Origin of the sequence: Vibrio sp. D54 (assembly GCF_021728075.1) — a bacterium.
In the GTDB taxonomy this organism is placed as follows: Bacteria; Pseudomonadota; Gammaproteobacteria; order Enterobacterales; family Vibrionaceae; genus Vibrio; species Vibrio alginolyticus.
This window is the reverse complement of sequence record NZ_JAKKCS010000007.1, coordinates 204,496-225,162: the sequence shown is the minus strand read 5'-3', so window position 1 is coordinate 225,162 and position 20,667 is coordinate 204,496. Positions and strand designations below refer to the sequence as shown.

Genomic DNA, 20,667 nt, shown 5'->3' with positions numbered 1-20,667 from the left:
CCACTGATACAGTTTGAGCAAAAAACAGGTAAACAGTTGGCTAATGAAGTAATTCTCCGACCGTCTTCACGGCTTGTTCTAATTCATCATTTACAGGTAACGATGTATTAAGCCTCAGGTAGTTCTCATAATTTGGAGCGACAGAAAACAACTGACCAAATGCTACAGTGATGTTCGCTTCCAATAACTTTTGATAAATCGCTTTTCCGCACTTTGTTTTCGGCAGTTCTATCCAAAGAAAATAGCCGCCTTCCGGTTGCGTGTAACGAATCGATTGGGGAAAGTACTTATCAACCAGTTCAATAAACGCCAATTGCCGCTGCTCAAGATTCTTTCGCAGTTTTCTAAGATGGCTATCATAACTATCGTTTTGCAAGTAATGCGCGATACCCTGCTGGATTGGTGCACTGCCTGACAACGTCGAGATAAGTTGCAGCTTTTGAAGTTGCTCATTGAAGCGTTTGTTTACCACCCAGCCCAGCCTATAGCCAGGGCAAAGGCTTTTTGAAAATGATCCACAATGCAACACGCGCTCTTGTGTATCAAAAGCTTTAAGTGAGCTTGGCTTTTTTTCAGAAAAATAAAGCTCTGAATACACATCATCTTCGATCAAGTACACATCGTATTTATCAGCCAGTTCGACGATACGTTGCTTCTGCCCGTCACTTAATAAAGTTCCTGTTGGATTGTGAAAGTTAGTCATTAACCAACATGCGCGAACATCATTGTCGGCAAAAGTCGCTTCAATTTGATCCACTGAATGTCCAGTTAACGGATCCACCGTTATTTCTATCGCCTTTAGACCTAAACGTTCAATCGCTTGAAGTGCGCCATAAAACGTCGGTGATTCAACTACAACAGTATCTCCAGGCTGGGTCACGGCCTGAAGGCTCAAATTCAACGCTTCTAATGCGCCAGAAGTAACGACAATATCATCATGGGTAAACACCATACCTTGTTGGATGTACCGTTGAGCAATCAAACGGCGTAGAGACTCACAGCCCGGCGGCAAGTTATCCAATAACGTCTCTGCCCCCATCTTCCTGCCTGAGCTGGCTAGGTTGCGGTTTAGCGCTTCTAATGGGAACAATGCAGGGTCTGGAAACGCGGAGCCAAACTTCACCGCATTCGGTGAGACCTGATTTTTGAGGTAGTCGTAAAGTTCATCGTTGATGCTGGAGCGATAAACGGAAGTGGCTGGAGAACTCGGTTCGAAGCGGTCCAACTCCGCAGTCACAAAGTATCCAGACTGAGGTTTCGCTGCGACCCAACCTTGTGCTTCGAGCAGCTGATAAGCTTGTAATACCGTACCTGCGCTGACAGAATGGTTTCGGCTTGTTACACGCACTGATGGCAGCTTTTCCCCTGCTCTCCATGTATTTTGCTGAATCTGCGTTTTGAACAGCTCAGCCAGTTGACGGTATCGGTTCATGTTTCCCTCATTTCACTTACAGCCGCACCATAGCATACTTCGCGCCAGCATTCTGATACGGGAGTATTCAATTTAGCAACGTAATTTATCAAGCTTATCAATAGATATTTCAGCCACGAAGTGAGCGTTTATATCCCATACTTTGACTGTTACACACATATTGCCTCACATCTTTGCAATACCTAAAAGCCAAGGTTTTACGTTGGACTGAGTGCGTTAAACTCACTTCGAGCTACGGTCTTTAAATCAGGAGGAAGCGATGAAAGTTTTTACAATGGACGATCTCTCGTATCGCGGAAAACATAAAGGTGTACATAGTTGGGACCATCCTGGCAGTACCACCCCTTATTATTGGCATCCTGATTGGCTGCATATCGCTGAAGATGCTTTGGGTGAACACAAAAAGGCTGACCTTGAAGTCCCTGATGGAGAAACAGCGACAGAAGAGCATGCAAAAGCGGCGATTCTCAAACACTTGAATGACGAGTAGTTTAGGCTCTATCACCGTTCAAGAATAGCATTAGGTAGGCGAATCCATCGTTGTATGCTTTAAACACAAATAAAGCTAAAACCTGCCAAATAGTAAATTCTTCTGAATGAGAAGTACGCATCTTCTATAGCGTTCAAAGGGCAAAATAAGTCGATTGTTATCACATTAATTTTCATTACATCTGTTACATTTAAATAGTAATGGTGATGCACACCTCAACTCATGGATTATGAGAGAAAACAATAATGGCGAAATACAACGAAGAAGATATTAAATACAAAGGTGAATCCAACGGCGTACATTCTTGGAGCTCTCCTTCCGGCCAACCTTATTACTGGCACCCAGATTGGCTACACGTTGCGGAAGATGCGACGGGTACGCATCCGAAGCAAAAACTTGAAGTTGAAAAGACAGAAGTACCAACCGAAAAGCACGCATTAAAAGCGATCTTAAAGCATATGAACGACTGGGCGACTGAAAAACTTTCTTCTAACCCTGACATCGAAACCAATGCGGTTGAGTCGGAAATCAATCTGAAGAAATAACCCCAACCGATATCCATACTTCTAACAGTAAACGCTCCACCTTTGGTGGGGCGTTTTTGTCTCAACAAATCCTCACTAGACAACTATAAACGCGTTAACGCAAAGCACTGAATTGAAACGATTGGGATGTGTGCAAAACTTCTCCAACCATGGCATAAATGCCCTTCAAACTCTGTGCCTACCAAACGTTTTCATGGCAAAAGCTTTAGTTATGTTAGAATTCTGTTTCAAATCGCAACTTTTTTAGGTTTTCTTTTCAGTAACGGTTGTAACCAATATTGCTGAAAGGTATAAATGTTAGCACACCCCTTCGATTAACATGGATGAAGATTATGTTTGAAAAAGTAGTTGCCGCTCCGGCTGACCCTATTCTTGGCCTTACTGAAGAGTTTAAAAAAGATGCTCGCGCAGAAAAAATTAACCTTGGCGTAGGTATTTACAAAAACGAGCAAGGCGAAACTCCCGTTCTTGCGACAGTAAAGAAAGCTGAAGCAGCACTTGTTGAAACTGAAAAAACCAAATCTTACCTAACCATCGAAGGCACAGCAGAGTACGGTATTGCAGTGCAAAAACTGCTTTTCGGCTCTGATGCAGAAATTGTAAACGAAAAACGCGCTAAAACAGCTCAAGCTCCGGGTGGTACTGGTGCACTACGTGTTGCCGGCGAGTTCATTAAACGTCAACTAGGCGATGTAAAGATCTGGATCAGCAACCCAACATGGGCGAACCACAACGGCGTATTTACTGCTGCTGGTATCGAAACGGCACAATACAGCTACTACAATGCTGAAACAAAAGACAAAGACTTCGATGCGATGCTAAATGATCTGCAATCTGCATCTGAAGGCGACATCGTGCTTCTACACGGCTGCTGTCACAACCCTACAGGGATCGATCCTACAGCTGAAGAATGGGAAACATTGGCGAAACTTATCGCAGAGAAGAAATTGCTTCCTCTGTTCGACTTCGCCTACCAAGGCTTTGCTAAAGGTGTGGAAGAAGATGCTGCAGGTCTTCGTACTTTTGCTAAGTACAACAAAGAAATCCTAGTCGCGAGCTCTTTCTCGAAAAACTTTGGCCTATACAATGAACGCGTAGGTGCCTTCACGTTAGTAGCTGAGTCAGAAGAAGTCGCAACAACCGCATTCTCTCAAGTTAAAGCCATTATTCGCTCTATCTACTCTAACCCACCTGCACACGGCAGCGCTGTCGTGACTCACATTCTTGGCAACACCGAAATGCGTGCGGAATGGGAAGCTGAAGTAGCAGAAATGCGTGACCGTATTCAAGAAATGCGTGAACTGTTTGTAGCGACACTAAAAGCAGAGGGTGTGGACGCAGACTTTAGTTTCATCGAGCGTCAAAATGGTATGTTCTCTTTCTCTGGTCTTTCTAAAGAGCAAGTTAACCGCCTTAAAGAAGAGTTCGGTATTTACATTGTCGGTTCTGGCCGAATCAGTGTTGCTGGTATGACGAAGTCAAATATGGGCCCTCTATGTAAAGGCATTGCAGCGGTTTTATAATCGACTGTCGCATACTTTATTAAAAGGAAAGGTCAGCATAAGCTGACCTTTTTTGTTTTAACTTAACGCCAAAAACGAACCCGTCCGATCTAGTAGACAAACTTCAAACTCAGCCCTACTTCATTGACGTAATCTGAGCTTTCACCGCTGTAATCAGTATCTCTAAACTGATAAAAAAGACCAGTGCCGATGACTTTATGCCATTGGTAGTTAAGACCGATCTTAAAATTGTTCTCATCAACGATATCACTACAGTTCAACTCCACTTCAGCTGTCGCAATAAGCTTTTCACTGAGCAAGTAATTCACCCCAACAGTTACAGCTTGAATCAATTCGCTATCGGAAGACAACGTATTATCCGTTTTGTCGTCCGTCGCTTTCGCTTTGATTGCGCCTATTCCATATAGCCCGTAGATATCGAATTGCTCTGTAACTCCATAACGGTAACCACCACCAAACAAAAGGCGGTCAATGCGAAGAGTAAAATCATCCGGATGGAAAAACTGCGCTGAGTAATCAACATTAAACAACCAGTTCTCAGTAAACAAATAGTTACCACCGAGTCCAACTGTGGTCGCATTAGAGTTATCTAACCATTCTTCGTTTGTCGTTCCGGCACCAACATCCAAATGAATGTGTTCGTACCCAAATTTTTCTGCTTGGTCCATGACCGCTGCGCTTGATATCGCCGGCAAAGCAGCTAAAGAAACAAGCAATAAATTTCTCACCATTCGACTTCCTTTCATGAGAATTATCTAAACACTGTATTCCATCGCCTGAGCTACTTGGCTCAAGAAGAATAGCTTAATCTAAAGACGTGATAACGATCTGAAACAGCCAAAGATCTAATCAGTCATCACGAAGAAAACATATCGACGACGTCTTTTTCAATTGAGGTGACCATATAGTAGTAAAAATGAAGCTCCCTTATCGTGCGATATGTCAGAATCTTATGACTGAGCACGAAAATCGCGGTTCAGATAAGACTCTGTTTTAAAACTAAGTTAAGATTACTTTATTATTTGCGAACTAAAAGGCGCCTTCAATGGATGCAGAACTGCTCGAGATTTACAACTTTCTCGCCAAGTATCCCCCGTTCAATGAACTCCCTGAAGAAACACTAAACAAGGTGACAGAGAGTGTCGAAATCTCGTACTACCGAGAAGATACCCCCATCATCCATTTTGGAGACTATATCCAAGATTTATACGTGGTGCGAAGCGGTGTTGTTGAAGTTTATCGACGCAAAGGTGAGCTGTATAACCGCCTTGACGAAGGTGACCTATTTGGCCAGATGGGCATGCTCACCAATAACAAAGTCCGCTTTCCGGTAAAAGCCATTGAGGATACCCTGCTCTACTGTATTCCTGGTGACATTTTCCAAGAAATTTACGATAACTTTGATTCCTTTGCGGATTTTGTTGAAGTTGAAAATAGCGCTCGTTTACGCCAAGCCATTTCAGAAAACAAAGACGCCAATGACCTGACGACGTCAAAAGTGAAAACCTTGCTGACTGGCGATGCTCATACGATTGATCGTGGTCAGACAATCCAGCAAGCCGCGCAGCAAATGGCGAATGACAACGTATCGGCTTTACTTATCGTCGACCCAGATTTCGTTCGTGACGAAGACGATCCACAGTCCCCAGTACTTGGTATCATTACTGACCGTGACTTGTGTACCCGTGTGTTAGCTGAAGGTTTGTCCCCACAGGACGATGTGTCCAGTGTGATGACCACGGAGGTCATGTCTCTTGACCACAACGCTTACATCTATGAAGCAATGTTAACGATGCTGCGTTACAACGTACATCACCTACCAGTGGTAAAAAACCAATTACCAATCGGTATTATCGAAACAACCGACATTGTTCGTTATGAATCTCAGAATTCGTTGTTGTTGGTGAGTAGTATTTTCCAACAACAGACTATCGAAGATTTAGCAGTTGTTGCCGAAGAAGTGAAAAGCAGCTTCGTGCGTCTGGTCAATGAAGATGCCAACTCTCACATGGTGGGTAGCGCGATGTCGGTCATTGGCCGAAGCTTCAAACAGCGTCTGCTAGAAATGGCAGAAGAAGAGCTTGGTCCACCGCCAATTCCTTATTGTTTCCTTGCACTTGGCTCAATGGGGCGAGATGAGCAACTGTTGGTGACTGACCAAGATAACGCCATCATTCTAGATGAGACTTATCAAGAAGAGAAACATGGTAAATACTTCGAAGCCCTAGCAAAATACGTCAGCGATGGGTTAGATGCCTGTGGCTACAAATATTGCACAGGTGATATTATGGCAACCAACCCACTATGGCGCATGACTCGTTCAGAGTGGGAAGAGTGTTTTGCTGACTGGATTGATAACCCGAACCCGAAAGCACTACTCAACGCCTCCATCTTTTTCGACTTGGATGGCGTCTATGGCCGCTTAAAATGGGCAGAACAGTTAACTAGCTTTATTGTTCGTCGCGCTCGAAAGAACAACCGCTTCTTAGCGTGTTTGGCTCGTAACGCACTAAACAGAACACCACCTCTGGGCTTCTTTAAAGACTTCGTGATGGAAAAAGATGGCAGACACAACAACTCCATCAACCTCAAACGTCGCGGTACTGCTCCTCTGGTCGACTTAATTCGCGTTCACTCTCTGGCGGTTGGTTCACGAGCACAGAACTCGTTTGAGCGTCTTGACGACATTATTGATGCTGGCATTTTGCCAAAAGGTCGAGCACAAGACTTAAAAGACGCGTTAGAATTTATTTCCATGGTACGTATTCGTCACCAAGCGACGGATGTGGAACTAGGCATTGAGCCTGATAACAATATCGAACCGGAAAACCTCTCTGAGTTTGAACGTCGCAACCTAAAGGATGCATTCCAGATCCTAAGCAATGGTCAAAATTTCCTTAAGTTCCGCTACCAAGCGAACAAGAGCTTTAAGTGAGGTTTAGCATGATTAAAAAGCTCTTTCAGAAGCCAACCATTCAGTGGCCAACGAAGTTTGAACAAAAGCTGGAGATGGCGAAGGATGAGAATTTAATTGCGTTTTATAGCAACAAGCCGCCTGCTCCAGAAACACCGTTATCTGAGGTGGAGTTCGTGGCGTTAGATTTCGAAACGACGGGTTTGAATCCTGAAAAACATGACATCATTACTATTGGTTTGGTGCCGTTTAACCTGAAGCGAATTTTCCTACGTAACTCGCGTCATTGGAAGGTACGTCCACAGCGTGCACTCGATGAAGATTCAGTCATTATACACGGTATTACTCACAGCGAATTGATCGATGCACCTGACTTAGGCGATATCTTAAGCGAGCTGCTACCATGCTTAAGCGGGAAAATCATTGTTGTTCATTACCGTCGTATCGAGAGAGAGTTTCTGGATAAAGCGCTCAAAAGCCGTTTAGGGGAAGGTATTGAGTTTCCTGTTTTAGATACGCTGCACCTTGAAGAAACGATTCAACAGAAACGTTCAGGCTCTCTCTGGGAGCGTTTAAAAGGGAAAAAACCAGAATCGGTTCGGCTAGCGCAATCTCGACGCCGTTATGGGCTGCCAGACTATACGCCTCACCATGCATTAACCGATGCAATTGCTACCGCAGAGCTACTGCAAGCGCAAATCGCCCATCATTACAGTGAAGAGCAACCCATCAGTGAGTTCTGGCTGTAATATACTTCACGCTTAATAGCGATCAAAAAAGGAGCCAGATGGCTCCTTTTTTTTGCTTAGCTTGAGACAAGATTACAGCTTAAAGCGTTGAATCTCTTGTTCAAGTTCGTGTGATAGCTCAGACAGGTGAGCAGCTTGTTCTGCTGCTTGATGAGCTTCGACTGACAACTCGTTAGACACGTCACGAATACCTTCAGTGTTACGAGTGATCTCAGTGGTTACCGATGCTTGCTCTTCTGCTGCTGAAGCAATCTGCGTTGCCATATCACTGATACGCTCAACAGCAGTGTGGATTTGCGTCAAGCTCGCTGCAGCCGCATTGGCATCATCAACACTGGTATCAGCTAGACGACGACTGTCACCCATAATACCGACCGCTTTGGCCGTTGTGCCTTGTAGCATCTCGATAGTTTCTTGAATCTCTTGCGTTGAAGCATGAGTACGCTGGCTCAATACGCGGACTTCATCGGCAACCACAGCAAAACCACGGCCTTGCTCACCTGCACGTGCCGCTTCGATCGCCGCGTTCAGTGCAAGTAAGTTCGTTTGCTCTGCAATGCCTTGAATCGTTGATAGAATCGTATTGATGCTATTTCCGTGTGCTTCTAGCTCTTGAATCACATCAGTAGCAACTTGAACTTCTTGCGCTAAGTTCTGAATAGAGCCTTGCGTTTGAGTTACTTGGCTAGAACCATGTGAACAAGCTTGAACCGCTTCTTCTGAGTTACTTGCCGTGCTATCAGCATTACCTGCAATTTCTTGTGTCGCTGCTGCCATTTCGTTCACAGCCGTCGCCACCATGTTGATTTCATCTTGCTGGTAAGAGATACGCTGACTACGCTCCTCAGCTTGCTGTGCTGTCGTGCGTGCTTGCTCTGAAAGCGCAGAAGATACGTGGCTAAGCTTAGTAACCATTGTGTGCATGTTGCCAACAAAACGGTTGAAGTTTTCCGCCAGTTTACCTACTTCATCATCACTGCGTGGTTCTAGGCGTTGCGTTAAGTCACCTTCACCAGATGCAATTTCTTCCAGTGCATTTGATACGCGGTTCAAGTCACGGAACAAGAAACCAACTAGCCAAGAAACTGCAAGAATAACCACAATCGTGATCGCCACAGCAGTAAACAATAGATCTCGTAGCAATACCGCATGACCTGCTTCTTCTGTTGCGCGATCCATTTCAATCGCAAATATCCAATGCGTACCAGGAACTTTATTGAAGTAGTAAAGCTTATCTTTTCCTTTGATTACCGTATCTTCGATACGACCTTCATCGGCGGCGCGCTCAATTGCCTCTTCTGAAAAATCTTTTAGAACACTGGTGATAGGCTTAAGCGTCAAGCTTTTATCTGGATGCGCTAAGAAGGTGCCTTCATTCATGTCGATTAGCATCGCATGCGCGTTTTCACCTGCATCTAAGTTAATCACATCGCTGATAAGCTGATCGATCAGTACGTCCGCACCAACAACACCAACAAACTGACCATTTTTCATTACTGGCTCAGCAATGGTCACAAGTAGTGCATTCGTGATTGCGTCTTGATATGCGGCTGTGATGATTTGCTTACCCGCTGCATCAGCATCCTTGTACCAAGGACGTGTGCGTGGGTCATAATCAGCACGGTTACGCTCCGGATGAGAGCGGTACATGTCACCGTTTGGTGTACCAAGGAAGATGTCATCGAAGCCACCAGCCTTGCGAGCTTGTTGTAGGAAAGGAACAACGTCTTGCTCGGTCGAGTAGTCGTTGAACGCAGTGGCAATATCTTTACGGATATTGACCCAATCAGAAATTCCCTCTGACGCAGTAGTACTAAGACTTTGCGCACGTGAATAGACACCTGAACGAGTCTGATCAAATAATTGACCAGCCGACAACCAAGTAAGTGCTGTTGCCATCACAACAACAGCAGAAAGGCTTGCGCCTATAAGCTTTTGTTTTAATGATAATTTCATATTTATAGTTTTTTGAGTTGGGAGAACAGTTAAGGTGCATGAATATTACACACTTTTTTACGACTATTCACTAATTTTTAAAAAACAAAATAGCACATTAACTCTTTGTAAAATATGAACTTTCATGTGTCATTTTTTTGTCTCAAGCGTCATAAAAACCGCACAAAAAAAGCCAGCAAATTGCTGGCCTTTTGATTAATTGTTAGTCAAACGGTTTTATAAAATGCCGAATTACTGACGCTCAGTTCGCATACCCATCAATAAGCTCACACACATTGCAAGCAGAATGAAGGTAAATGGCAGTGCTGTAGAAATGGCACCGGCCTGAAGAGCTTGAACCGCCTCGGAGCCACCAATCCATAGCAGAGCGACCGCAATTGCACCTTCCATGAATGCCCAGAAAACACGTTGAAGTACAGGAGCGTCGACTTTACCGCCCGCTGTGATGCTGTCGATAACAAGTGAACCAGAGTCAGAAGACGTGATAAAGAACACAAGTACCAACACAACAGCGATGATAGAAAGCATGCTACCAAATGGAAGAACATCAAACATTTGGAACATAGCAAGTGATACGTCAGTCAAGCCATTTGTGCCCAGCTCACCTACTTTATCAACAACTTGCTCGATCGCCAGGCCACCAAATACAGACATCCAAACAACGGTAACCGCCGTTGGAACCAGTAGAACTGCTGTGATGAACTCGCGAACGGTACGACCACGAGAAACACGCGCGATGAACATGCCTACGAATGGTGACCATGAAATCCACCAAGCCCAGTAGAATACTGTCCAGCCTTGGAACCAAGCTTCGTCCGTACGACCAAACGGGTTACTTAGCGGAATAATATTCTCTACATATGCCATAAGTGTGGTTGGAATCGAGCCTAAACTCGCCGCCCAACCGATAAGACCAACAAGAATCAGTAGCAAGAACGCCACAACCATGTTGATGTTACTAATGACTTTAACGCCACCATCAATACCACGTACCACTGAAACAACAGCAAGCAAAGTTACAACGGTAATGACGACGATTTGTAGGCCAAGGCCTGGCTCAACACCAAATACGTGATGAATACCACTTGCTGCTTGCTGCGCACCTAGACCTAGGGATGTAGCAAGACCAAATAAAGTCGCAAGCACAGCCAGAATGTCCACAATGTGGCCAGCCCAACCCCATGCACGATCACCCAGAAGTGGGTAGAAGATCGAACGCATAGATAGCGGTAAACCTTTGTTGTAGGCAAAGAATGCTAAAGAAAGTGCTACAACACCGTAAATTGCCCATGGGTGAAGGCCCCAGTGGAACATCGTTGCACCCAGTGCCAATCTCGCGGCTTCTGGTGTATTTGCCTCAACACCAAGTGGCGTTTCATACCAACCGGTGAAGTAAGCGACAGGTTCTGCAACACTCCAGAACATTAAACCGATACCCATACCAGCTGCAAATAGCATTGCAAGCCATGACATAAACGAGTAATCGGCAACAGCGTCTTTACCACCTAGTCGAATCTTACCCATTGGTGAGACGATAAGCGCCAAACAGAAAATAACGAAAATGTTACCTGCAATAATGAACAACCAATCGAATGAACCAATAATTTTCCATTTCAGCCCATCAAGTGCCGTCTTTGCGGTATGTGCATCTAGAACTAATGCAGCGACAAGAAACAGCGCAATTAAACCTGCACTAATACCAAAAACTGGGTTATGAACATCAAAACCCCATTTTTGAACGTTGTCCTGACCTACCGTATAGTCGGTACTATCGATACTGTACTTATCTATACCCTTTGTCATCGTTCCTCTCTATTTTTGTAGTGTTTTTACGTACCAAACAAAAAAATCTTTCGAACACGATACGTTTTGCATTCCGTGAAGGCGCAAGATCCTATCATTTGACACGTTTTTGTCTATCTTTTTGCTATTAAAAAATCCAATAACTTACTTTTCACTGTGTGGTTACGGACTTTGATAGAACAAATCACTACCACAATAGTTAGACCACAAACATTTATTGCTATAATAATTTTAGCTCTTCTTATTTTGTCGAAAAGGCGCGACAAAATGGTATTGAGGACACGGCGTAAGATTGTAGAGGTAATTTTTGATTTCCCCCCTTTAAATAAGGGCGCATTTAAGTTAGTGTCGCCTCGATAAATGTTCCCTACAGACTGGATGAATAAATTGGAAAAGTACGAAGAAGTATTGGTCTCGATTCGTCAGATCATCCGCGCTATTGATTTACATTCTAAAAAGCTGAGCAAAGAGTCTGGATTGACTGCTCCACAGTTGATTTTGATGCGCGCTATCAATGACTTAGATAACGTGACGATTAAACAGTTGTCTAGCCACACTAACATGAGCCAAGCGACCGCAACGACCATTCTAGATAGACTAGAACGAGGCCAGTTTGTTGAGCGTCAGCGCAGTGTTCAAGACAAGCGTAAAGTGCATGCTGTACTTACGAGCAAGGGCCAAGAAGCCTTAAAACAAGCACCAACGCCGCTGCAAGAGCACTTCATTAATCGATTCCAAAAATTGGAAGAATGGGAGCAATCCCTTCTACTATCTTCCGTTCAACGCATCTCGACGATGATGAATGCAGAGGACATCGATGTTGCTCCAATGCTAGAGCTTGGTAGCATTACCAAAGCCGATTAGTTTCGCTCCCACGTGCTCGCTTTTTGCGGGCACTACTCTCCTACTCAGTCAACCCAGTTTCAAACGCATATTTTGCTAACTCTGCCGTCGAATGTAAGTCTAACTTGTGCTTAATGTTATGGCGATGCGTCTCTACCGTTCGATAACTAATATTGAGTAAAGTGGCGATTTTCTTGCTGCTGTTTCCTTGAGCAACTAATTTAAGTACCGCTTCTTCCCTGCGGCTGAGAGGATTCGTTTTTTGCGTGGCAGGCACCACTTCTTGGGTAAAGAGTGTTTGTGTGACGGATTCACAGAAATACGTCGAGCCTTGGTTCACCGTTTTTATTGCTTGCACCATTTTCTCGGCCGAGATTTCCTTGAGCATATATCCTACAGCACCAGCTTGCATGACCTTCATGATGTACTCGCGATTATCGTGCATGGTCAACATAAGTATTTTGCTCTCTGGGCGCGCTTCTTTAATTACACCAGTCGCTTCAATACCGTTCATTATTGGCATGCTGATATCCATCAATATGACGTCCGGTTGCAAGTGCTTTGCGACCTCTATCGCTTCCAAGCCATTACTTGCTGTACCCACCACTTCGATGTCAGGCTCTAACTCCAAACGAGCCATGAAGCCATCCAATACTACTTGATGATCATCGACAATCACTACACTAATCGGTTTATCCATAAACTATTTCATCCAAATTAAGCAGCACAGTAATCTCTGTTCCCAAGCCAAGCTCACTCATTAGCTCAAATTCACCACCGATGAACTCTACACGCTCTTGCATGTTCCTTAACCCAATCCCTTGTTGGTGCACTGCATGGTTAACCACAAATCCAAGCCCATCGTCACGTATGAGTAATTGCAGCATATTGCCCATTTTTTGCAAAGTAACCGTTACTTTTTTCGCTCGCGCATGTTTTTCAATGTTATTCAAAGACTCCTGAGCGACGCGATATAGCGTCGTTGCGACTTCCGAAGTCAGTTTATGCTGCTGAGTATCGAAATTGCTCTCGATATCAATCCCAGAATGGGAATGAAAATCCTGTAGCAAGGTCGTCAGTGCTGCTTCTAAACCGATATCATCGAGGGCGCTTGGACGGAGCTGATGAGAAATATGCCGCACCTCATTTATCGCGGTGACGAGCGATCGTTGTGATTTATCTAAGTGGGATTTGAGTTTTTCGTCTTCCAGTCTATGACTCATTAAGTCTAAATGACATTTACTGGAGACTAACAACTGATTGATTCCATCATGCAGTTCTCGCGCTAAATGCTTTTTCTCATCTTCTTGGAACATCACGGTTTTATGTGCCAATTCTTTCAGGTTCTTATCAGCGAGGCGATGCTCGTGCAGATTGATCGCCAAAGTGAGAACAATGATTACAGCAACGGTCACCGCTAAGATCACGACGACTGAGAAAAATGTCGTTTCGATATTTTTGTTCACTGCCGCGCGCATATTGGCGACTTCTCGGCTGACATCCTCAATATACAGCCCAGTCCCTATCATCCACTCCCACTTATCGAGCCATGCAGCGTAACTAAGCTTAGGGACGACTTCACCCGTAGATGGCTTTTGCCACAGGTACTGATGAAATCCACCACCTGATTGCGCTTGATACAATAAAGCTTCGATTAAGCGATCGCCATTTTCGTCTTCAAGATAGAGTAAGTTTTCCCCGACAAGCTCCGGAAGAACTGGGTGTACAAGGTTGGTACCATATTTATCATAAGCAAAAAAATAGCCGTCCGACCCATAACTCAAACGATTTAAAATCGCTTTCACACGCGTTTTGGCAACACTCTCTTCTAAAGTCGGATCGTTGTAGATGTAAGAAATGGAGTCAAAAGCGACGTCGACCGTATCTTTCAGCGCCGCTTCTTTTGATTGGATCAGGTTTTGATGAAAGATCTCAACCTCCCTTTTGCCAAGGGTCTTGGTTTGATAGATAGAGATCCAGCTGATACTCGCTGACACCAATACCACGGGTATCAGTGTCAGCAGAATTAACTTTGCTTTGAGAGGCATCCCTTCCCTCCATGAAACGCTGCCTTTACAGCTTACTATCTTAGCAGTACAAACGAATCGATTGTGTCTGCATAGACATAATTAACAGCTTAACAACTTGTCTCAAAAGGTAAAAACTCTCAGTTCACAAAATCTCTTTATTATCGAGTGATTAACTCATACCGTAAAAACCAGGGAAAAACAGCAAAGACGCCAACACAACAATCTGAATCGCGATGAATGGCATCACACCTTTGTAGATATCACGCGTAGTAACCCCTGCTGGAGCGACACCTTTTAGATAAAACAAACTAAAGCCAAATGGCGGTGTGAGGAACGACGTCTGCAAGTTCATCGCAATAAGAATCGCAAACCACGTCATATTAATGCCCATCAATTCAGCGACTGGCGCAATAATTGGCACGATGATAAAACAGATTTCAACGAAGTCGATAAAGAAACCTAAAATCAGAATCACCACCATGGTAATAATAAGGAATCCCCACTTTTCACCCGGCAGTTCTAACATCCACTCTTCAACTAAATAATCACCACCAGTGTAGGTAAATGCCATTGAGAAGGCGGTCGCACCAAGTAAGATCGCAAAGACCATTGCGGTTACTTTAACTGTCTCTTTTGATGCATCATAAATCATCGACCAACTAAACTGCTTATACAATAGCGATAAAATAATCGCACCTGCACCACCCAGTGCCGCTGACTCTGTTGGTGTTGCAATCCCTGCAAATATGGAGCCCAATACCACGATGATCAATGCTAAAGGTGGCAATACAGCTTTCAGTGCGGTGAGCACTTCTTGTTTACGACTGATCGACTCATCGCGCTCTATCGCCTGTGCGGCTTGAGGGTTCAACTTCGCGTAGATGAGAATGTAGATCACATAGGCGCCAACAAGTGTAATACCGGGCCAGATCGCAGCTTGAAATAGGTCCCCTACCGGTACGCCAAGTACATCACCCAACAAGATCAACACGATAGAAGGTGGGATAATTTGGCCCAACGTGCCAGACGCACAAATAGTCCCACACGCTAAACCTTTGTCGTAATTGTACTTGAGCATCACAGGAAGAGATATTAAGCCCATCGCAACAACTGATGCGCCTACCACACCCGTTGAAGCTGCAAGCAATGCGCCAACTAACACGGTAGAAATAGCGATACCACCGCGAACGCCACCGAACAAACGCCCCATTGATTCTAGTAGCTGTTCAGCAAGCTTCGTTTTCTGTAGCACTAGCCCCATAAAAACGAACAGCGGTACGGCCATTAGCACCGTATTTTCCATAATGGACTGAATTCGATATGGCATAAAAGCAAACATCTCGATACCTTCAGCCCAAACACCAAAAATCAGGGCGATACCACCAAAAGTAAAGGCAACGGGAAATCCCAATAGAAGCGCAAAGAGCGCAACAAAAAACATCACTATACCGATCATAATGACTTCCTTTTACGACTTACCGTTATTACCGGCATAGATGAGATGAGGGTTGACAATTTTGTTGATTGAATGAAGTAACAATCCAATACCACTCACCGCCATAAAAAAAAATGACAGCGGAATCATCGCTTTGATAATCCAACGATATGGTAAGCCACCTGGGTCACCAGACGTCTCGCCTAACGCGTAACTTTCCTTGGCGAAATCAATACCAAACCAAGCTACCAGTAGGCAAAAAGGGAATAAGAAAAATAGTGTGCCTATGATGTCGATGATGGATTGTGCTTTGTAAGATAAACGTTCATAAAAAATGTCGACGCGAACATGGCCACCGGACTTAATTGCGTAAGGCACACCAAGCAAGAACACGGCAGAGAATAGATGCCATTCCATTTCTTGGAATGCGATAGACACATCATTAAACACGTAACGCATGACAACGTCGTACACAACGTTTGCTAACAACAAAATAAACAGGATGCTGGATAACCATCCGAGAAAATCGCTAAAGCGGTTAAATAATCGCTCAATATAAATAAGACTTCTCATTCCGAACTCCGTGGAACGTTTAGATGCGCTCCGCTATGGTGCGGAGCATTCATTATGAAGTTTTCTTGGGCTTCGATAGCAGGCTAAACCTCTTGGCATCGCCTGCTTCATAACGTTATTGTTGAGCTTGACTGTTTAAGTACGCTCGGTGCGAAATATCTGACCATGGTCGAACTTGATTCATATAGTTCGCTTGCGACTCTTGAATCTCTTTCGCCAAAGCATCTTTTTCTGCATGTTCTTTCAACAAACGATCGTTTGCTTCTCGCAACGCAGTTACTACTTCAGGTGGGAAATCTTTTACTTCAACATTTGGGTATTCAGACTTAATAGATGCCCAGTTTTTGCCGCTTTCGTGTTTCGATTGCGTGTACATATCGTAAGCGGCCGTTTTCATGGCTACTTGCAAAATCGCTTTTAGATCATCAGGTAGACGATTCCAGGTACGCTTGTTAACGAGGAACTGAAGCTCAGTCGCTGGCTCATGCCAACCTGTGTAGTAGTAAGGCGCGATTTTGTGGAAGCCCATACGTAGATCCAGCGATGGACCAACCCATTCCAAGGCATCAATTGTGCGACGCTCTAGAGAGGTATATAGCTCACCAGGGGCGATATTCGTTGGCTTGGCACCTAACTCAGCCAAAATCTCACCAGCAAACCCTGGGATACGCATTTTCAAACCCTGTAAGTCCTCGACGGACTTGATCTCTTTTTGGAACCACCCCCCCATCTGAGTATCGGTATTACCCCCAGGGAAAGACATCAAGTTATGTGGAGAGTACACTTTTTCCATCAGCTCCATACCACCGCCGTAGTAAAACCATGCATACTGCTCAGTTGGCAACATACCGAAGGGCATAGAAGTGAAGTAAAGTGTGTTTGGAACCTTACCCTTCCAGTAATAAGACGCTGAGTGACCCATGTCATACTGACCCGACTTAACCATATCAAACACCCCAAAAGGCGCTTTATGCTTGTTTGCGGAATCAATGCGGATTTGCAAACGTCCGTTGGACATCTCTTCCGCCATTTTGGCCATGTTTTTTGTGGTATCACCAAAAATTGGGAAATTAGGCCCCCAAGTTTCAGCAAGCTTTAAACGATAGACTTTTTCAGCAGCGTTTACAGAAGTCGCCGCGAGTGCCATCGCGGCAGCGACAGCGGTTGTTTTGAGCACTCGTTTTAAAGATTTTTGGATTAGACTCATCGTTCACGTCCTTTATCACCAAGGTTATTGTTGTCATCCATTTCATTAGGATTGGCTGTATTCGGTATAAAAGATGTAACAATGTTTTCTAATGCGAAATGGGCATGAACACGGAAGCGAGTGATTCATCAATAAGGCATTAGCCTAAGGTATTACGTACAAGTACGTAGGACAACCGTCATGACAAAAGACTGTTAATAGCAAAATCAATAAATTATATTTTTATCTATGAATAAAAATAAAAGACAATACGTACGTATTTTTCTGCCAAAAAATTTACATAGTATTTAAGAAAATGTGACAAACCACTTATTGGCAGTGTTAAAGTGAGTACTTAATGCATTATTTCCAATACCAAGATAAAAAAATACCTCGGCATCGGCCGAGGTATTCAATCTAGAACGGTAGCGGTAATTAAACTGCTTTGTAGATAACTTTGTTACCTGCTAACTGCTCTTTTTGAACTAGGTTTTCTTCAAGAAGCTTCTTTAGTGCGCCAGTAGCCCATGATGCCGCTTTAGTATCTTCTTGACCTGCAGCTAGACCGATGCCTTTAGGGTTAATACCTTCAGCATTCGCAATAACGATGTCTAATACTTGTTGTTGCTTAGGAGTAAGGGCAACATCAACTGTTTTCACTGCAGCTACTTTTTTATCAGCTACTACTTTCTCAGCAACAGAAGGTGCTACTGCTTTTTCCGCAACAGGCTTCACTGCTTTAGGTGCTGCAGCTAAGTTTGCTACTGTCGCTTTAATGCGTTTTTGCAGTTTCATCTGCACTTTACGCTTATGAGCAAGTCTCATTGAATATTTCTCCAGTTCACTGCATCTCAGCAGGGATGAAAATTTGAAGCGCGTTTTATACCAAAATTCACAAGCAATTTGTAGGTTTTAGCGGCGAAACGCGATGAAAAATGCGCTCAAAGCATAGAACGTCTACTATTTAATCAGATATTTTATGAACGGATTTATTGAATACTGGGTATAAAAACAGAGGTTTGTTTTATTTTAAATGCAAGTCAATGCACATAAAGCTGCCCACTCATTTTTGAACAAGTATTCGATGAGGTTATAAGCATGGAAACGCTGCACCTAACAAATTCACATTTCAAACCCGACTCCCCTATCAACAGAATACTTTTGTTACTCGTTGCACTCATCACTTTGTTTTTGGTTGCCATTTCTCCGGGATGGAAGCAAGCCATGTTGTCGGTCATTTTGATGTCTGCAATCGTTGGTTTCGCCATCTTGATGATTAAGAAAAGCCAAGTCACTTTTACGCTGACAGCTTCTCACTTTCAGCAACACCTTTTTAAAGGGGGTTGGGTCGTCAGATGGCGAAATATTGAGTCAATCGGTATTTGTAGCTACCAACAGGAAGGGTGGCACCAACCGCTACCTTGGATCGGTATTCGTCTAAAACACTACTCACCCTACTTAAATTCAATCTGCCCTCGTATAGCGACAGAAATTCTCCTCAGCCAGCGAGCACTGCTTTACTTAGGCGCAAAACAAAATCAGTGTGAAGATAAGTTTGAGGATATGGTGCTTGACCCTAAACCGTATATAAACAGAGATGGGATTGAGTACAAAGGTTTGTTAGCGATGCTCGCCAACCGGATGAAGTATCAGAGAGGCTTTTATGGCTATGATCTATTTATATCAGCAAGTGATCTAGATCGTGAGGCTGAGGATTTTGTGGGACTGACTCGGCGATACTTAGCTGCCGCCGAGCCAGAATAATGCTTAGTACACGCACTTTTAGTAAAGCGGCATCTCGTCAGCAACGAACGGGTTAGTTTTACGCTCATGACCGAAAGTCGATTGAGGGCCGTGACCAGGGACAAACGTGACATCATTGCCTAAAGGCCACAATTTCTCTTTGATAGAACTAATCAACGTATTGAAATCACCTTGTGGGAAGTCAGTTCGACCAATGCTACCGTTAAACAAAACGTCACCCACAAACGCTAAACGCGCTTCTTCACTGTAAAGCACAACGTGACCAGGTGTATGACCAGGTGTGTGGAATACATTCAGCACTTGATTACCGAAAGTGACAGTGTCACCCTCATTTAGCCATTGGTGCGGTTCAAACGCTTCTGTCAGCGGGAAACCAAACATTTGGCTCTGACCTTCCAAACCTTGCAACCAGAAGTTATCTGCCTTGTGAGGACCAACAATCTCTGTACCGCCAAGCAGTGCAGACAGCGGCTCCGTGCCACCTACGTGGTCCAAGTGACCGTGTGTTAGCACTAGGTTTACCACGTCAACACCCAGTTCTTTGATAAGCATAGCGAGCTGCTTTTCATCGCCGCCTGGGTCAACCACAATGCCTTTCATGGTTTCGTCACACCAGACAATAGAACAGTTTTGAGAGAAAGATGTTACTGGAACAACTTGGTATTTCAGAGCCATAGATAACCTATACCGAATAAATTTGCGTGAAAACTGCCGCAACTATGACACTAAGGCCTAGCGACTTCAAGCTTTGAACTGTGGGTAATCGACGACGTTCTGAGACTAGAAACCTTGTCTCAACTGGCACTACCAAGAACGAACAGCACCCGTATCGATATGAACAAAGTTACTGCCTGGATAATAACCCACGCCACCGGCTTTTAGGCTTAATGCAGCATCACGAACTGTTGAAAGCTTCACACCGTCTAAACGGAAATCAATGGCCTTTCCTTCCATGTGCATGCTCTTTTTCGCTACACGAGAAGACCCGTTGCGCAGCGAGGCATTAGTGGCAGGAGAACGGTAACCTGAAATGACGATCACCTCTGCTTCTGTACCAATTAACTTTTGAATTTGGCTTATTTGATCGAACAAGCGTCGATCCATGGGATGAACCTCATTTCGTCGATGGTCTCGACAAAACTCATTCAGCCTTTGAAGTTCATCATTAATGTATCGTTTTCCATCGAAATAGCATGTTTCGAGGATCTCTCCAGTATTAAGGTTGTTCATCGCCAGCGCACGTGGCTCGTCAGGGAGTGAAGCCCAAGAAAATGATGGCAGGGCAGACGCCAACACCACACCACCAGCGGTCATTTTAAGGAAATCTCGGCGGGAAAAGTTACGACTTACCATTTCAAAATACAGTGCTCAACAACTAGACAAGTCGTGGACATTAACCAAACACATTTGTCACGTCAAATGCA

At 44.2% G+C, this 20,667-nt stretch carries 19 protein-coding genes; 7 read left to right on the top strand and 12 right to left on the bottom strand.

Features of this window, described 5'->3' with window-relative positions; genetic code table 11:
* Positions 1–40: 40 nt before the first annotated feature.
* Positions 41–1,432: a PLP-dependent aminotransferase family protein gene (locus L3V37_RS12210; RefSeq protein WP_237306401.1), complete on the bottom strand. Its 1,392-nt coding sequence runs from the start codon at positions 1,430–1,432 to the stop codon at positions 41–43.
* Between the two features lie 259 nt (positions 1,433–1,691).
* On the opposite strand from L3V37_RS12210, the gene L3V37_RS12205 reads away from it, so the two are divergent.
* The 3 genes from L3V37_RS12205 (at position 1,692) to L3V37_RS12195 (ending at position 3,990) form a co-directional block, all read left to right on the top strand.
* Positions 1,692–1,922, top strand: coding sequence for a hypothetical protein (locus L3V37_RS12205; protein ID WP_017636104.1), 231 nt, complete (start codon positions 1,692–1,694; stop codon positions 1,920–1,922).
* A gap of 245 nt (positions 1,923–2,167) precedes the next feature.
* A complete protein-coding gene (locus tag L3V37_RS12200; RefSeq protein ID WP_005376885.1) occupies positions 2,168–2,467 on the top strand; it encodes a hypothetical protein in 300 nt (99 codons plus the stop codon).
* 332 nt (positions 2,468–2,799) lie between these two features.
* Positions 2,800–3,990: an amino acid aminotransferase gene (locus tag L3V37_RS12195; protein ID WP_237306400.1), complete on the top strand. Its 1,191-nt coding sequence runs from the start codon at positions 2,800–2,802 to the stop codon at positions 3,988–3,990.
* Positions 3,991–4,079: 89 nt separating this feature from the next.
* Here L3V37_RS12195 and L3V37_RS12190 read toward each other — a convergent pair whose 3' ends face one another.
* The gene (locus L3V37_RS12190; RefSeq protein WP_237306399.1) at positions 4,080–4,721 is read right to left on the bottom strand and encodes an outer membrane beta-barrel protein; all 642 of its coding nucleotides are present in this window, start codon (positions 4,719–4,721) and stop codon (positions 4,080–4,082) included.
* Positions 4,722–5,035: 314 nt separating this feature from the next.
* Between L3V37_RS12190 and L3V37_RS12185 the strand changes: the two genes are divergently transcribed.
* Positions 5,036–6,925 carry a DUF294 nucleotidyltransferase-like domain-containing protein gene (locus tag L3V37_RS12185; protein ID WP_033905640.1) on the top strand — a complete coding sequence of 630 codons (1,890 nt, stop codon included), beginning with the start codon at positions 5,036–5,038 and terminating at the stop codon, positions 6,923–6,925.
* A gap of 8 nt (positions 6,926–6,933) precedes the next feature.
* Positions 6,934–7,653, top strand: a complete 720-nt coding sequence (locus tag L3V37_RS12180) for a 3'-5' exonuclease (protein ID WP_005376881.1) — start codon at positions 6,934–6,936, stop codon at positions 7,651–7,653.
* Between the two features lie 72 nt (positions 7,654–7,725).
* Here the strand turns inward: L3V37_RS12180 and L3V37_RS12175 are convergent, their stop codons facing one another.
* Complete coding sequence (locus L3V37_RS12175; RefSeq protein WP_130545090.1) at positions 7,726–9,609, bottom strand: methyl-accepting chemotaxis protein; 1,884 nt, start codon at positions 9,607–9,609, stop codon at positions 7,726–7,728.
* Positions 9,610–9,840: 231 nt separating this feature from the next.
* Positions 9,841–11,412, bottom strand: coding sequence for a BCCT family transporter (locus tag L3V37_RS12170; protein ID WP_005394723.1), 1,572 nt, complete (start codon positions 11,410–11,412; stop codon positions 9,841–9,843).
* A gap of 387 nt (positions 11,413–11,799) precedes the next feature.
* Here L3V37_RS12170 and L3V37_RS12165 point away from each other — a divergent pair, with 387 nt between their 5' ends.
* Entirely contained in the window at positions 11,800–12,276 is a 477-nt protein-coding gene (locus tag L3V37_RS12165) for a MarR family winged helix-turn-helix transcriptional regulator (protein WP_005376877.1), read from the top strand.
* Positions 12,277–12,316: 40 nt separating this feature from the next.
* On the opposite strand, the gene L3V37_RS12160 is transcribed toward L3V37_RS12165, so the two are convergent.
* From L3V37_RS12160 to L3V37_RS12135, 6 genes are all read right to left on the bottom strand, one after another.
* Positions 12,317–12,955 carry a response regulator transcription factor gene (locus L3V37_RS12160; protein ID WP_005376875.1) on the bottom strand — a complete coding sequence of 213 codons (639 nt, stop codon included), beginning with the start codon at positions 12,953–12,955 and terminating at the stop codon, positions 12,317–12,319.
* Complete coding sequence (locus tag L3V37_RS12155) at positions 12,948–14,303, bottom strand: cache domain-containing protein (RefSeq protein WP_053306569.1); 1,356 nt, start codon at positions 14,301–14,303, stop codon at positions 12,948–12,950. Before L3V37_RS12155 ends, L3V37_RS12160 begins: the two co-directional genes overlap by 8 nt.
* A gap of 151 nt (positions 14,304–14,454) precedes the next feature.
* Positions 14,455–15,741, bottom strand: coding sequence for a TRAP transporter large permease subunit (locus L3V37_RS12150; protein ID WP_005376871.1), 1,287 nt, complete (start codon positions 15,739–15,741; stop codon positions 14,455–14,457).
* 12 nt (positions 15,742–15,753) lie between these two features.
* Positions 15,754–16,293: a TRAP transporter small permease subunit gene (locus L3V37_RS12145; RefSeq protein WP_005376869.1), complete on the bottom strand. Its 540-nt coding sequence runs from the start codon at positions 16,291–16,293 to the stop codon at positions 15,754–15,756.
* 115 nt (positions 16,294–16,408) lie between these two features.
* Positions 16,409–17,500, bottom strand: a complete 1,092-nt coding sequence (locus L3V37_RS12140; protein WP_158156641.1) for a TRAP transporter substrate-binding protein — start codon at positions 17,498–17,500, stop codon at positions 16,409–16,411.
* Positions 17,501–17,914: 414 nt separating this feature from the next.
* Positions 17,915–18,304 (bottom strand): MarR family transcriptional regulator, encoded by a 390-nt coding sequence (locus L3V37_RS12135; RefSeq protein ID WP_237306398.1) that lies wholly within the window; start codon positions 18,302–18,304, stop codon positions 17,915–17,917.
* A gap of 273 nt (positions 18,305–18,577) precedes the next feature.
* Here L3V37_RS12135 and L3V37_RS12130 point away from each other — a divergent pair, with 273 nt between their 5' ends.
* Positions 18,578–19,243: a DUF2982 domain-containing protein gene (locus tag L3V37_RS12130; protein ID WP_005376857.1), complete on the top strand. Its 666-nt coding sequence runs from the start codon at positions 18,578–18,580 to the stop codon at positions 19,241–19,243.
* Positions 19,244–19,261: 18 nt separating this feature from the next.
* Here L3V37_RS12130 and L3V37_RS12125 read toward each other — a convergent pair whose 3' ends face one another.
* Both L3V37_RS12125 and L3V37_RS12120 read right to left on the bottom strand, forming a co-directional pair.
* The gene (locus L3V37_RS12125; RefSeq protein ID WP_005376855.1) at positions 19,262–19,918 is read right to left on the bottom strand and encodes an MBL fold metallo-hydrolase; all 657 of its coding nucleotides are present in this window, start codon (positions 19,916–19,918) and stop codon (positions 19,262–19,264) included.
* 129 nt (positions 19,919–20,047) lie between these two features.
* Positions 20,048–20,596, bottom strand: coding sequence for a DUF882 domain-containing protein (locus L3V37_RS12120; RefSeq protein ID WP_031778936.1), 549 nt, complete (start codon positions 20,594–20,596; stop codon positions 20,048–20,050).
* Positions 20,597–20,667 lie beyond the last annotated feature (71 nt).

Excerpts from the sequence above, each read along its gene's own strand:
- L3V37_RS12210 (WP_237306401.1), bottom strand. The coding sequence starts at position 1,432 with ATGAACCGATACCGTCAACTGGCTGAGCTGTTCAAAACGCAGATTCAG.
- L3V37_RS12205 (WP_017636104.1), top strand. The coding sequence starts at position 1,692 with ATGAAAGTTTTTACAATGGACGATCTCTCGTATCGCGGAAAACATAAA.
- L3V37_RS12200 (WP_005376885.1), top strand. The coding sequence starts at position 2,168 with ATGGCGAAATACAACGAAGAAGATATTAAATACAAAGGTGAATCCAAC.
- L3V37_RS12195 (WP_237306400.1), top strand. The coding sequence starts at position 2,800 with ATGTTTGAAAAAGTAGTTGCCGCTCCGGCTGACCCTATTCTTGGCCTT.
- L3V37_RS12190 (WP_237306399.1), bottom strand. The coding sequence starts at position 4,721 with ATGGTGAGAAATTTATTGCTTGTTTCTTTAGCTGCTTTGCCGGCGATA.
- L3V37_RS12185 (WP_033905640.1), top strand. The coding sequence starts at position 5,036 with ATGGATGCAGAACTGCTCGAGATTTACAACTTTCTCGCCAAGTATCCC.
- L3V37_RS12180 (WP_005376881.1), top strand. The coding sequence starts at position 6,934 with ATGATTAAAAAGCTCTTTCAGAAGCCAACCATTCAGTGGCCAACGAAG.
- L3V37_RS12175 (WP_130545090.1), bottom strand. The coding sequence starts at position 9,609 with ATGAAATTATCATTAAAACAAAAGCTTATAGGCGCAAGCCTTTCTGCT.
- L3V37_RS12170 (WP_005394723.1), bottom strand. The coding sequence starts at position 11,412 with ATGACAAAGGGTATAGATAAGTACAGTATCGATAGTACCGACTATACG.
- L3V37_RS12160 (WP_005376875.1), bottom strand. The coding sequence starts at position 12,955 with ATGGATAAACCGATTAGTGTAGTGATTGTCGATGATCATCAAGTAGTA.
- L3V37_RS12155 (WP_053306569.1), bottom strand. The coding sequence starts at position 14,303 with ATGCCTCTCAAAGCAAAGTTAATTCTGCTGACACTGATACCCGTGGTA.
- L3V37_RS12150 (WP_005376871.1), bottom strand. The coding sequence starts at position 15,741 with ATGATCGGTATAGTGATGTTTTTTGTTGCGCTCTTTGCGCTTCTATTG.
- L3V37_RS12145 (WP_005376869.1), bottom strand. The coding sequence starts at position 16,293 with ATGAGAAGTCTTATTTATATTGAGCGATTATTTAACCGCTTTAGCGAT.
- L3V37_RS12140 (WP_158156641.1), bottom strand. The coding sequence starts at position 17,500 with ATGAGTCTAATCCAAAAATCTTTAAAACGAGTGCTCAAAACAACCGCT.
- L3V37_RS12135 (WP_237306398.1), bottom strand. The coding sequence starts at position 18,304 with ATGAGACTTGCTCATAAGCGTAAAGTGCAGATGAAACTGCAAAAACGC.
- L3V37_RS12130 (WP_005376857.1), top strand. The coding sequence starts at position 18,578 with ATGGAAACGCTGCACCTAACAAATTCACATTTCAAACCCGACTCCCCT.
- L3V37_RS12125 (WP_005376855.1), bottom strand. The coding sequence starts at position 19,918 with ATGGCTCTGAAATACCAAGTTGTTCCAGTAACATCTTTCTCTCAAAAC.
- L3V37_RS12120 (WP_031778936.1), bottom strand. The coding sequence starts at position 20,596 with ATGGTAAGTCGTAACTTTTCCCGCCGAGATTTCCTTAAAATGACCGCT.